At 62.4% G+C, this 12,768-nt stretch carries 11 protein-coding genes and 1 pseudogene; 5 read left to right on the forward strand and 7 right to left on the reverse strand.

Annotated features, from left to right (window positions below; translation table 11 throughout):
* Positions 1-253: 253 nt before the first annotated feature.
* Positions 254-1,162: a sensor domain-containing diguanylate cyclase gene (locus tag JNB71_RS18025; protein ID WP_220373191.1), complete on the forward strand. Its 909-nt coding sequence runs from the start codon at positions 254-256 to the stop codon at positions 1,160-1,162.
* Here JNB71_RS18025 and JNB71_RS18030 read toward each other — a convergent pair.
* From JNB71_RS18030 to JNB71_RS18040, 4 genes and pseudogenes are all read right to left on the reverse strand, one after another.
* Positions 1,159-1,674, reverse strand: a complete 516-nt coding sequence (locus JNB71_RS18030; protein ID WP_220373192.1) for an aminotransferase class IV family protein — start codon at positions 1,672-1,674, stop codon at positions 1,159-1,161. The genes JNB71_RS18025 and JNB71_RS18030 overlap by 4 nt on opposite strands.
* A 42-nt stretch (positions 1,675-1,716) precedes the next feature.
* A pseudogene (locus JNB71_RS24850) lies at positions 1,717-1,980 on the reverse strand (hypothetical protein); the annotation flags it as partial.
* Positions 1,965-3,122: an aminodeoxychorismate synthase component I gene (locus tag JNB71_RS18035; protein WP_220373375.1), complete on the reverse strand. Its 1,158-nt coding sequence runs from the start codon at positions 3,120-3,122 to the stop codon at positions 1,965-1,967. The gene JNB71_RS18035 and the pseudogene JNB71_RS24850, both read right to left, overlap by 16 nt.
* A 166-nt stretch (positions 3,123-3,288) precedes the next feature.
* Entirely contained in the window at positions 3,289-5,139 is a 1,851-nt protein-coding gene (locus JNB71_RS18040) for a M3 family oligoendopeptidase (RefSeq protein ID WP_220373193.1), read from the reverse strand.
* 205 nt (positions 5,140-5,344) lie between these two features.
* On the opposite strand from JNB71_RS18040, the gene JNB71_RS18045 reads away from it, so the two are divergent.
* Together JNB71_RS18045 and JNB71_RS18050 are read left to right on the forward strand one after the other, a co-directional pair.
* Entirely contained in the window at positions 5,345-6,895 is a 1,551-nt protein-coding gene (locus tag JNB71_RS18045; RefSeq protein ID WP_220373194.1) for a sigma-54-dependent transcriptional regulator, read from the forward strand.
* A gap of 184 nt (positions 6,896-7,079) precedes the next feature.
* Positions 7,080-8,945, forward strand: a complete 1,866-nt coding sequence (locus JNB71_RS18050; RefSeq protein ID WP_220373195.1) for a DUF882 domain-containing protein — start codon at positions 7,080-7,082, stop codon at positions 8,943-8,945.
* 66 nt (positions 8,946-9,011) lie between these two features.
* On the opposite strand, the gene JNB71_RS18055 is transcribed toward JNB71_RS18050, so the two are convergent.
* The 3 genes from JNB71_RS18055 to JNB71_RS18065 all read right to left on the reverse strand — a co-directional run bounded on the left by JNB71_RS18055 (position 9,012) and on the right by JNB71_RS18065 (position 10,629).
* A complete protein-coding gene (locus JNB71_RS18055) occupies positions 9,012-9,275 on the reverse strand; it encodes a DUF2312 domain-containing protein (RefSeq protein WP_220373196.1) in 264 nt (87 codons plus the stop codon).
* A 133-nt stretch (positions 9,276-9,408) separates the two neighbouring features.
* Positions 9,409-9,714, reverse strand: a complete 306-nt coding sequence (locus tag JNB71_RS18060; protein WP_220373197.1) for a DUF1244 domain-containing protein — start codon at positions 9,712-9,714, stop codon at positions 9,409-9,411.
* 105 nt (positions 9,715-9,819) lie between these two features.
* Positions 9,820-10,629, reverse strand: coding sequence for an N-formylglutamate amidohydrolase (locus JNB71_RS18065; protein ID WP_220373198.1), 810 nt, complete (start codon positions 10,627-10,629; stop codon positions 9,820-9,822).
* A gap of 285 nt (positions 10,630-10,914) precedes the next feature.
* Between JNB71_RS18065 and JNB71_RS18070 the strand changes: the two genes are divergently transcribed.
* Together JNB71_RS18070 and pyk are read left to right on the forward strand one after the other, a co-directional pair.
* Positions 10,915-11,298 (forward strand): DUF1036 domain-containing protein, encoded by a 384-nt coding sequence (locus JNB71_RS18070; protein ID WP_223215918.1) that lies wholly within the window; start codon positions 10,915-10,917, stop codon positions 11,296-11,298.
* Positions 11,298-12,737, forward strand: a complete 1,440-nt coding sequence (pyk, locus tag JNB71_RS18075) for a pyruvate kinase (RefSeq protein ID WP_220373199.1) — start codon at positions 11,298-11,300, stop codon at positions 12,735-12,737. The genes JNB71_RS18070 and pyk overlap by 1 nt, the downstream gene beginning before the upstream one ends.
* Positions 12,738-12,768: the final 31 nt, after the last annotated feature.

Raw genomic sequence — 12,768 nt, forward strand, 5'->3', positions numbered from 1 at the left:
TGCCGGCTTCCCGCCGGCGGGGCCCTTGTCCATTCGGTGATCTTTCGCTGTTCGTGAAGCGGCAAGGCATTGCCGGGGCGCCTGCTGCGCACAAGCGGGCTGCCGTCCTGCCCTTGATTACTTTGCGACCTTCCTTCTTCGGACAAATTTTCGTATTTCATGAATGCGCTCAATCGGCGCGACTCGCCATATTTCGCGATGGTGCTGTATTGCGCGCCCCCTACAATGAATGCGGCAATACGGAATCGGTGCGATGGATGATATAGCGGCCAGTCTTGCGTCATTAACAGACGACACCGAAGTCCTGATCGCGCTCTACGATCATGACGATCGCCTGCGCTACGCCAACCGGGCCTTCCGCTCGACCTTCCATCTTCACGACGACGAGACGCCGCTTTGGCCGGATCTGATGCGGCGCAATCATGCGCTCGGCCGCGGCACCGTCATCAGCGTGCCCGACTTCGAGGCCTGGGTGGTCTCGGCCCAGTCGCGGCGCGGCAAGGTTCCGTTCAGGGCCTTCGAGACCGATGTCGTCGGCGGCCGCTGGCTGTGGATGACCGAAACCGTCGATCGCAACGGCTGGATGCTGTGCATTGCCAACGACATCACCCATTTGCGCGCCGATGAGCGTACGTTGCGGCAGGATCGCGACTTCGCCCTGAAAGCCTCCCAGACCGACGAACTGACCGGCATTTCCAACCGCCGCTACATGATGTCGAAGCTCGAGGAGATGGTGCAGAGCCAAGCCGCGGCAGGCTCGGGGAGGGGCTGCATCTGCATTCTCGACATCGATTTTTTCAAGGGCATCAATGACCTGTACGGCCATCAGACGGGCGACGACATTCTCCTCGATTTTGCGCGCCGGGTGCATCCGGTGGTGCGGCGTCACGATTGCTTCGGGCGCATCGGTGGTGAGGAGTTCATGCTGATCTTTCCGGAGACGACATTGCCGGAAGGTCGCAAAATCGTCGATCGGGTGCTGGACAAGGTGCGCACCGCGCGCCCGCTACCGTCGGCACCGCAGTTTTTCTATACCTGTTCCGCCGGCATTGCCGTGCTGGAGCGGGGTGATACCGCAAGGTCGCTCTATTCGCGGGCCGATGCCGCGCTTTACGAGGCCAAGCATTCCGGCCGCGACCGGATCGCCGTCAGCCTGCGCTAAATCAGCCGGGCCCGGATCAGGCCGCGCAGCGAGTTGCCCATGAACAATGTTCCGTTGCGCAGGTCGCCAAGCGTCAGGCGCTGGACGCGGGCGCGGCGGGCGCAGATCAATTCGGTCCTGAGCACGCCGGCCAGCAGCCCGCAGGAAATCGGCGGCGTTTTCAGGACGCCCGAGCCGTCGTCGATGAAAAGCGAGGTGATCGTGCCCTCGCACGGCTCGCCCTTCTCGTTGAGCAGCAGGACTTCGTCGGCAGCTGCGGGCGGGTACTCGCCCCGCGCTTGCTCGTAGATCTCGCGCCTGGTGGTCTTGTGGCGCAGGAGCTTGTTGGCCGAATCGAGGCGGGCGGCGGCGACAGCGACGCGCCAGACGGTGGTTTCCGGAAGCGGCGTGAAGGGCGCGGTGGTAATGGCGATGTCGCCGGAAGGGCTGAGCGTGAGGCGAACGCGCAGGGGTGATTGCGAAAATTCTGCTGTGGTATCCGCGGTGTTACCCCCCTCTGCCCTGCCGGGCATCTCCCCCTCAAGGGGGGAGATCACAAGTGGCGCGAATTCACTGCCCACGGACCCTTGGGATGTCGCGTGCGGTTGAGGCGAATAATCTCCCCCCTTGAGGGGGAGATGTCCCGGAGGGACAGAGGGGGGTAAAGCCTCTGCAATCGCTTCTGCCAGACGTCGCTCCGCCGTTTCCGCCCCCGCAAACCCTAACCGCCCGGCCGATCTTTTCAGTCGGGCGAGGTGCAGCCGCAGGCGGACGATGCCGGTGCCGGGCTCCCATCGCATCGTTTCGATCAGGGAAAAATCCGTCATCGCTCGATCCAGGCGTCACCGACCGCAAAACGGGCCTTCAGCAGGCATTCCTCGTACTCCGCTTCGGCGGTCGAATCGAAGACGATGCCGCCGCCGACGTTGAAGACGGCTTCGCCATCCGCAAACAGCGACAGGGTGCGGATGGCCACGTTGAAGCGCATGGTGCCGTCCGGCGCGATGAAGCCGATCGAGCCGCAATAGGCGTCGCGCGGCCCGGCTTCCAGATCGTGCAGGATTTCCATCGCCCGCATTTTCGGCGCGCCGGTGACCGAGCCACAGGGGAACAGGGCTTCGAAGATTTGGGTGATACCGACATCGGGCAGCAGTTTCGCCCGGACGTGGCTCACCATCTGGTGCACCGTCGGATAGGTCTCGACATCGAACAGGCGCGGGACTTCCAGCGTGCCGACCTCGGTGATGCGGGAGATGTCGTTGCGCAAGAGATCGACGATCATCCGGTTCTCCGCCTGGGACTTCGGATCGGCCTGCATCTCGCGGATGATCTCCTCGTCCTCCGCCGGGCTTGCGCCGCGCGGGGCGGTGCCCTTCATCGGATGGGTCTCGATCCAGCCTTGCTTGTCGACCTTGAAGAAAAGTTCCGGCGAGCGGGACAGAAGGGCAGGGCCGTCGAGGGAGACGAGCGCGCCATATTTCACCGGCTGCCGCTCGATCAGCGACCAGAAGGCGGCCAGCGGATCGCCGTTCCAGCGGGCGGTGACCGGCATGGTGAGATTGGCCTGGTAACAATCGCCCTGTCGCAGGTGCTGGTGCAGGCGGTCGAAGCGCTTCCTGTAGGCTTCGAAGTTCCAGCTTGCGCGCGGCTCGGTGATGAAGGGCTCGTTCTCGATGCGGCGCTTGGGCGCGCAAAGCGGATGTGCCTCGGCCGGCCCGTCGAAAACGCCGAAGGACATCAGCGGCGTGCGGCGGTTTTCCTCGGCAAAGGGAGCAAGCTTCCTTTCGAACAGATGGCCGGCCTCGTAGCTCATGAAGCCCGCAAGCCACTTTCCCGCCGCATGTGCGGCTTCCATGTCCTTAAGTCCGCGCCAGAACTCAGCTTTCGTCCGTGCGGTGATGACATGCGTCGGCTCGGAGAAAACGGTCGTCCTGTCTTCGCTGTCGTCGCGGAAAAGGACAAAGGGGCCGGTGTCGGTCATGCTGCTCATGTCGGTATCCGCGTGGATCCCCGGGTCGAGCCCGAGGATGACGGAGAATCGGGTGCCAAATCAATGTCGGTAGCGGTTTTTCAGTTAGCCAAGTCCCCGGTTCGTCATCCTCGGGCTCGACCCGAGGATCCATGGCGAGACGCGCTAAGCCCGCTTCCTACGCCTGTCTATCAAGCGCCTCAAGCTCGTCGATCAGCCCCTCCAGCATCGACAACCCCTGTGCCCAGAACGACGGATCGGCAGCGTCGAGGCCGAACGGGGCGAGCAGTTCGGAATGATGCTTGGTGCCGCCGGCCTTGAGCAACTCGAAGTACTTCTGCTGAAAGCCGGCTTCGGCCTTTTGGTAGACTGCGTAGAGCGAATTCACCAGGCAATCGCCAAAGGCATAGGCGTAGACATAGAAGGGCGAATGGATGAAGTGGGGAATATAGGCCCAATAGGTCTCGTAGCCTTCCGAAATCCGGATCGCCGGGCCGAGGCTTTCCGTCTGAACGGACAGCCACAGTTCGCCAATGTCGTCGGCGGTCAGTTCGCCTTGTCTGCGGGCCGTGTGGACCTTGCGCTCGAATTCGTAGAAGGCGATCTGGCGCACGACCGTATTGATCATGTCCTCGACCTTCTGGGCGAGCATGGCCTTGCGTTCGCGCTTGTCCTTCGTCTTGTCGAGAAGGGCGCGGAACGTCAGCATTTCGCCAAAGACGGAGGCGGTTTCTGCAAGCGTCAGCGGTGTCGAGGCCATCAGCGCCCCTTGAGCGCCGGCGAGAACCTGGTGCACGCCATGGCCGAGTTCATGGGCGAGCGTCATGACGTCGCGCGGCTTGCCCATGTAGTTGACGAGCACATAGGGATGTGCAGACGGCACTGTCGGATGCGCGAAGGCGCCCGGCGCCTTGCCCGGGCGGACCGGCGCGTCGATCCAGCCGCCGTCGAAGAATCGCTGAGCGATCGCTGCCATTTCGGGGTCGAAATTGCCGTAGGCGGAAAGCACGGTCTCCTTGGCCTCGCTCCAGGGAATGAGCGAAGTCGGCGTTTCCGGCAGCGGCGCGTTGCGGTCCCAGAATTCCATCTGTTCCATGCCGAGCCACTTCGCCTTCATCGCATAATAGCGGTGAGACAGGCGCGGATAGGCCTCCTTCACGGCAGCGGCAAGCGCGTCGACCACGTCGCGCTCGACCCGGTTTGCCAAATGCCGGCTGTCGGCGATGTCCTTGAAGCCGCGCCAGCGATCGGAGATTTCCTTGTCCTTGGCGAGCGTGTTGGTGATCAGGGTGAAGGTGCGGATATTGGCCTTGAAGGTCTTGGCCAGCGCCTGCGCTGCCTTTTTCCGGATGGCCGGATCGGCCTCCTGCAGCATGCTCAGCGTCACTTCGAGCGGCAGTTCCTCGCCGTCGACATTGAAGGTCAGCGAGGCCATCGTCTCGTCGAAAAGGCGGTTGAAGGCGCTGGCACCGGTCATCGACTTTTCGAGGAAGAGCTGCTCCAGCTTGTCGTCGAGCTGGTAGGGCTTGTCCATGCGCAGATCGACGATCCATGGCTTGTAATGGCCCGCCAGCGGATCGCTTTCGAGCGCGGCATCGATGACGGCGTCGTCGATCCGGTTCAATTCCAGCGAGAGGAACAACAGATGGCTCGCCATGTCCGTCAGCTTCGACTGGGCGTCGCCGTAGAGCTTGCCGTTCGCCGGGTTGGCGGTGTCGGAGAAATAGGTGAGGCCGGCAAAGGAGCCGATCTTGCCCATCAGGTCTTCCAGTGCCTCGTATTCGCGCACGGCCGCGCCGATGCCCGCGTCACCGCCGCGCGTCGCGGCAGCGGCGAGCTTGCCTTTCCATTTCTCTTCGAAAGCCTTGGCTGCCGCCTCGGCCTTCGCAAGGTCGCCGAGATATTCCGGGGATGTCGCCGACGGGTAGAGATCCTCGAGTTTCCAGGACGGCAGGTCGCCGAGCGGCGCTGCTTCAGCAGCGCCTGAAGCGGTCGCACGGGCGATGCGGAAGGAAGGAAGATGGCGCATGAACGTTCACTCTTTTCAACGGGCGCCGGCCCGGATTCGGGCGGCGAAGCAGAGGGCGGATATGGGGCCATGAGCTAACGTCGGCAATGGTTAAAATGCAAGCATTTCTCAAAAGAGGATTTTCAGGCCTTTGTGACACGAATCCTTCCCATGATGCGGCACATGAGGTGTCGTTTTGGTTCTATGTAGAGAGCAGGAGGCCTTCATGACATCCCAAATTCTCGTCATCGATGATGATCCGGTCCAGCGCCGGCTGCTGACGAACATGATCGAGCGCCTCGGGCATATCGCCCATCTGGCCGACAACGGCCGCAGCGGCCTTGAACTGCTGGAACGCAAGCGCGGCCTGATCAGCGTCATCCTGCTCGATCTGATGATGCCCGAAATGAATGGCCACGGCTTCCTCGAAGCGATCGCCGAGCGCGGTATCGAAACGCCGGTCATCGTACAGACGGGCCAAGGCGGCATCGAGACGGTCGTTCTCGCCATGCAGGCCGGCGCCTTCGACTTCGTCGTCAAGCCGGTTTCGCCCGAACGTCTCAACGTCGCGATCACCAACGCCCTGAAGCTGGACCAGCGCGAAAACCGCGGGCGGGCGTCAAAGCGGTCGCGCAGCGGTACCGTTGCCTTCGATGACGTGGTGTCCGCCAGCCCTGCGATGATCCGCGTGCTCGATCTCGCGCGCCGCGCCGCGCAGTCGAATATTCCGATCGTGCTCGAAGGTGAATCGGGCGTCGGCAAGGAAATGGTCGCCCGCGCCATCCAGCACGCCAGCGAGCGCGCCGGCAAGCCCTTCGTCACCGTCAATTGCGGTGCGATCCCGCACAATCTGGTCGAGAGCATCCTCTTCGGCCATGAGAAGGGCGCCTTTACCGGCGCTACGGACAAGCATTCCGGCAAGTTTGCCGATGCCGATGGCGGCACATTGTTCCTGGACGAGATCGGCGACCTGCCGGTGGAAGTGCAGGTGAAGCTGTTGCGCGCGGTGCAGCAGGGCGAGATCGAGACGATTGGTGCGCGCCATCCGCAGAAGGTCAATGTGCGGCTGATTTCGGCGACCAACAAAGACCTGATCAACGAGGTGCGCGAAGGCCGCTTCCGCGAAGACCTGTACTACCGGCTGAATGTTTTCCCCATCGCCATTCCGGCGCTGCGCAAGCGCAAGGAAGACATTCCGGTCCTGGTGCGTACCTTTGTCGAACGTTTCTCGGCGGAACAGAGGCTTACGGCGCCGCTCGTCGTCTCCAGCGGAGCAATGGCATTGCTGACCGCCTATGATTGGCCGGGCAATATCCGCCAGCTGGAGAACGCCATCTTCCGGGCGGTCGTGCTTGCCGAAGGGGGGGAGCTGACGGTCAAGGATTTTCCGCAGATCGCCACCCAGATCCCCGGCTATGTCGTTGCCGAGAAGTCGGGCTTCACCTGGGAAGAGGCCGGGCCCGCCAAGATCGCCGTGGCCGACGCCGGTCACCTGCCGCCGGTCTATCCGCATTTCGCCACGGCCGAAAGGGGAGAAGGGCGCAATGCCCTGGCGGCGGATCATCAACCCGAAAATGCGATTGCCAGCGTCGATGACGGCGGCAACGTCCGCAAATTGGCCGAGGTTGAAGAGGAACTGATTCGCTTTGCGCTCAAATTCTACCGGGGTCAGATGAGCCAGGTGGCCCGAAAGCTGGGCATAGGCAGGTCGACTTTGTACCGCAAACTCAAGGATTATGGCATTAATCCCGACGATCCGTTCAGTGAAGCCGCATAAAACGAGGGATAACAAAGCATAACGATCGCTCGTATTTGGCTGTTGTCGTTTAGACCTTGTTAGTGATCCATTCACTATATTATAAGGATAACCGATGACTGTGGCATATTTGCCATGCTGTGACCGCAATTGACAGTCATCTGAGCAGCCACGGGACACATTGTCCGTCGGACGGGGATTGAGTTTGCAAAATTTGTTCGGATTCAAGAAGCCTAGCGGCTCCGTGATCACCCGCTTTTGCGCCGCGGCAGCCCGAAAGGCACCGCGCGTCCTCGCATCACTCCTGATCGCAGCATCGATGGTCACGCCGGGCATGGCTCCTCCGGTGGAGGCTGCCGGCCAGACCCGCACGCTCAAACTCTATTTCGTCCATACCCGTGAAAAGGCGTCGATCACGTTCAAGCGCAATGGTCGCTATGATTCCAAGGGCCTGCAGCAGATCAATCGCTTCCTGCGCGACTGGCGCCGCAACGAGCCGACAAAGATGGACCCGCGTCTTCTCGACCTGGTCTGGGAAGTCTACCAGAAGAGCGGCTCGCGCGATTATATCCATGTGGTTTCCGCTTACCGCTCGCCGGCCACCAATGGCATGCTGCGGTCGCGTTCCAAGGGCGTGGCGAAGAAGAGCCAGCACATGCTTGGCAAGGCGATGGATTTCTATCTGCCCGACGTCAAGCTGAAGACGCTGCGCGAAATCGGCATGAAGTTCCAGGTCGGCGGTGTCGGTTATTACCCGACCTCGGGCTCGCCCTTCGTGCACATGGATGTCGGCGGCGTTCGCGCCTGGCCGCGCATGAGCCGCAGCGAACTCGCCCGCCTGTTCCCTGACGGCAAGACCATACATATGCCTGCCGACGGCGGTGGACCGCTGCCCGGTTACCAGCAGGCGCTCGCCGACTACAAGCGCCGTGTCGGTGCCGATGCCATCGAAGTGGCCGGCGGCGGTGCCAAGGGGCCGGGCGACAAGGACACCAAACGCAAGGGCAATCTCTTCGCCATGCTGTTTGGCGGCGGTGACGAAGACGAGGAACCCAATGCCATTGCCAGCGGCGGGCAAGAGGGTGGGGATGAGCAGCCGGCTGCCAGGGCCAAGGTCTCTGAAGTCGCCGTTGCCGAGGCCGAGCAGGCCCTTCCCGGTGTTGACGGCTCGCAGCCCGCCCCCGAGAAGGAAGTGGCCGCTCCCGTCCCCGGCTCTCGGCCAGCCTTCCAGGATGCACCGGCTGACGCTGGCGTCCAGACGGCGCTCGTTGCTCCGACCAAGCAGACGGCGCAGGCGGCGTGGGCTGCGGCCTTGCCCGAACAGACCGCCACCGCAGGCGAATATGCTGATCTCAGCGCCTACAAGATTCCAGTGCCGCAGATACTCGGCAAGCGCGGTCTGAACGGTGACGCGGGCAGCGACACGCTGATGGCCTCGACCGATCCGAACGCTGCGGTGCTTGGCGAGGATGTCGCAGCGCTTGGTTTTGTTCCCGTGCCGGCGATGCGCCCGGCTGACGAGGCTTCGTTGATGGCCGTCGCCGACGCTAATGTCGTCGTGCCGTCCTTTGCCGAACGGACGGAGCAGCAGCCACAGGCCGTGGCCGAGGCGGAGCAGCCGGTCGAGGCGGTCGCCGAAGCGCAGACGCGGGTGGCGCTCGCGCAGCCGACGCCGCAGGAGCGGCCTGTCGAGCTTGCGGCCTACGTGCCGCCGTCGAGCGCCGAAGCACGCGCCGCAATCTTCGAGGATGCCTTCGATGCGAATGCAGATGCGCCCGCCAAGGGGAAGCGTCCGAACAAGCAGGAGGCTGACGCGGCCACCCGTTCGTCGGTGCGCACCGAGCCGAAGCTGACCCAGCAGATCATTTCGAACTGGGCGCTGTCGAATGGCCGCATGGCGACCTTGTCCAAGCCGGTGAAGGCGCCGCGCTTCGTCAGCAAGACGCTCAGGGCCTCGCCGACCACCGTCTATTCGGCCGGCTTCTCGAACGATGCAGTCTCGGTGGACACGGCAAGGTTCAGCGGCAGTGCGGTCAATTTCCTGGAAGTGAAGAAGTTCAGCACGAACTGATCTTCCAGGCATCAGGCATAAAAAAAACCCGCCGCATGGCGGGTTTTTTTTGTTGGTGCGGAGCGCTTATTCGGCTTCCGTCGCGTCGATCATGCCGAGTGCGGCGAGATAGGTGTCGAGGATGGCTTCCTGCTCCATGCGCTCGTCCTTGTCCTGCTTGCGGATGGCAATGACCTTTTTCAGAATCTTGGTGTCGAAGCCGGTTCCCTTTGCTTCGCCATACACATCCTTGATGTCGTCCGCGATTGTCTTCTTTTCTTCTTCCAGCCGCTCGATCCGCTCGATGAAAGAGCGAAGCTGATCGCGGGCGACGCCATGGGCATCCGACATGGTCTTCTCCTTGTTGGGGGATTGGTGGGGGACTGAATTTGCGAAGGCCTGTGACCTGCCGTGAAGCGCGCCCAACGTCAAGTGACATTGCGTAACGGCGCAGCATTTTCACGGAGGAACACGCCTGGGCTGGCTAGTGCCTGGGCTTATTGACCTCGAAGGCGGCCTGCTGCTCGCTGGAGGCTTCCTTCTGGTAAAGCGCCCGCCATTCGTCATAGGGCATGCCGTAGACGATCTCGCGCGACTGGTCCTTGTCGATCGGCACGCCGGCGGCGTTGGCAGCGTCGCGATACCAGTTGGACAGGCAGTTGCGGCAGAAGCCGGCGAGGTTCATCAGGTCGATGTTCTGGACATCGCTGCGCTCGCGCAGATGGGCGACGAGGCGGCGGAATGCGGCCGCTTCGAATTCCGTTTGCTGCTGTGGCGTCAATTCGGTCATCGTCGTCTCTTTCAGCCGACAGCGCCGCGCGTCGGCCATGACGCGCAAGGGACGCTGTAACACTTTAAGTCCGCTGCATAATTTTATCCTTAAATCGCTTCCGAATTAAGGAAGTATGCAGGAGGATGCATACGGCCCGGTGCGGGAAGGATATCGCCGGATTTCGTGCAATTCAGGGCGTTGGTTCAAGGCGGCGAGGATCGGTCCAAGCCGCTCATCCCATTGCGCCACGCCGAGTTCGTCGCCGATCAGGTCCTGCCTTACCTCGATCAGCGCATGGGCGAGGCCGGCTTCCATGCAATGGCGAAACATCGTGTCGCCGCGCAGGGCGCCGTCATAGGGCTCATTGTTACCCACGAGAATATCGCCCGACCCCTCCAGCGCCTCGATCAGCGGGTTGACCGCGCGCGGATCGCTGTCCCAGAGGACGGCAGCATGCCAGGGACGGGGCGTGCCTTTCCAGGCCGGCGTGTAGGAATGGAGGGAAATTACCAGCGGCGCTTTGCCGCTCGCCGCGCCCACCGCCGCGATGGTCTCGGCGACGGCACGGTGATAGGGCCGGTGAAAGCGGTTGAGGCGGCTTTCCCATTCTTCTGACGAAATCGGATGGTTGCCGGGAACGATAGCGCCGTCCGATATTTTCATGATCAGCGTCGGATCGTCCTCGCCCCGGTTAGGATCGATCAGCAGCCGCGAAAAGCAGCTGAGGACAGCGGGAACGCCGAGCCTGGCCGCGAGCCGCCGGACAAGGGCTTCGACACCGATATCGTAGGCGATGTGCCTTTCGAAGGCACTTTCGGGGAGGCCGAGCCTGCCGTATTCCGGCGGCAGCAGGTTGGTGGCATGATCCGCCAAGAGTACCAGCCCGGCTGCACTGTTGCCCTCAATGATCTCGAACGGTGATGTTTGCCGCATACAGTATCAACTCGATTCATGCTTGACGAAATTTGATGGCATGCTGCGGCGCTTATCGCAAGGCAAAGGAGAATTTGTGACATTTCGGTCTACAAAAAGCCGAATATAATCGATTAGAGTCGCGTTGACTTTCCGGGCCCACCGTCGCAAGAAAGTGCCACGACAAATCACAATGGAGACCCATTGGAAACCGTGTCCAGATATCCTCTTTCCAGGCTGAACGTCCGGAGCTGGTCCTTGAGCGCCGGCATTCTTTTCGTTCTGGCGGCGTTCTCGCCGGTGCTGATGGCGAGTGAAGCGCGGGCCGAGTTCCGCGTCTGCAACGGCACCCAGAATCTCGTCGGCGTGGCCATCGGCTACCGGGCCAAGGAGGGCTGGATCACGGAAGGCTGGTGGCAGGTTCCCGCGACCACCTGCGCCACCCTGATCCAGGGCGAACTTCAATCACGGTACTATTACCTCTACGCTGAGGATGCGGCCCGCGGCGGCCGCTGGACGGGCGGCATCAACATGTGCGTCGCTGAAAACGAGTTCAAGATCACTGGCGTGCAGGATTGCTTCGCCCGCGGTTTCCAGCGGATGGGGTTCAAGGAATACGACACGGGGCGTCAGGGGAGCTGGATGGTTCAGTTGTCCGATACTCCAGGGACCCAGGAAAGCCACAACTGATGAAGCGGAACAGAAAAGTCAAAATCCTCGCCACGCTTGGACCAGCGTCCAGCGAAGAAGAGATGATCCAGAAGCTGCACGAGGCGGGGGCTGATCTTTTCCGGATCAACATGAGCCACGCCAGCCATGAGATGATGCGCACGCTGATCCAGCGTATCCGCAATGTCGAGCAGCGCAGCGGCCGGCCGATCGGCATTCTCGCCGACCTTCAGGGGCCGAAGCTGCGCGTCGGCAAGTTCGCGGCCGGCAAGGTCGATCTGGTTCCGGGCCAGACTTTTACGCTCGACAACAAGGAAGAGCCGGGCGACAACACGCGTGTCTTCCTGCCGCATCCGGAAATCCTCGAAGCCGTCCAGCCTGGCCACCGGCTGCTGATCGACGACGGCAGGCTGCATTTGCGGGCGGACAGGACCGATGGCAAGAGCATCGTCTGCACCGTCGTCGCCGGCACCAAGATTTCCGACCGCAAGGGCGTCAGCCTGCCAGACACGCTGCTCGGCGTCGGCGCGCTGACCGAGAAGGACAGGGCCGATCTGGATGCGGTGCTAGAGACCGACGAGGTCGACTGGGTTGCCCTGTCGTTCATCCAGCGGCCGGAAGATCTGTCGGAGGTCCGCAAGGTCTCGCGAGGCCGCGTCGGCCTGATGTCGAAGATCGAGAAGCCGCAGGCAATCGAGCGGATCGACGAGATCATCGAGCTCTCCGACGCCCTGATGGTTGCTCGCGGCGACCTCGGCGTGGAGATGCCGCTTGAAGCGGTTCCGGGTCTTCAGAAGCAGTTGATCCGCGCCTGTCGCCGCGCCGGCAAGCCTGTCGTCGTCGCCACCCAGATGCTGGAATCGATGATTTCCGCACCGGTCCCGACCCGCGCCGAGGTGTCGGACGTTGCGACCGCCGTCTTTGAAGGTGCCGACGCGGTCATGCTGTCGGCGGAATCGGCTTCCGGGGAATATCCGGTCGAAGCCGTCACGACCATGGCGTCGATCGCCAGCAAGGTCGAACGCGATCCGCATTATCCCGGCATCATCTATGCCCAGCGCACGCCGCCTGAAGCGACGGGCGCTGACGCGATTTCGCTGGCCGCCCACCAGATTGCCGAGACGCTGCAGCTCTCCGCCATCGTCTGCTACACCTCGTCCGGAACGACCGGCCTGAGAGCCGCGCGTGAGCGTCCGCAGGTTCCCGTTCTCGCGCTTTCGCCGGTCATCCAGACTGCCCGCCGCCTTTCGGTCGTCTGGGGGCTGCACAGCGTCGTTACCAGTGACGCGACCGATCTCGACGACATGGTCAACCGCGCCTGCCGCATCGTCGCGGCGGAAGGCTTCGGCAAGCCGGGCGACCGCGTGATCATTTCGGCCGGGGTACCCCTTGGAACACCCGGCGCCACCAATATGCTGCGCATCGCCTATATCGGTTCGGACGGCCTCAGCGGCGTCTGAATACCAGCTTTGTGAGCCTGTCGAACGCCGC

The sequence above is a fragment of the Rhizobium herbae genome (genome assembly GCF_019511375.1).
GTDB lineage: Bacteria > Pseudomonadota > Alphaproteobacteria > Rhizobiales > Rhizobiaceae > Pararhizobium > Pararhizobium herbae_A.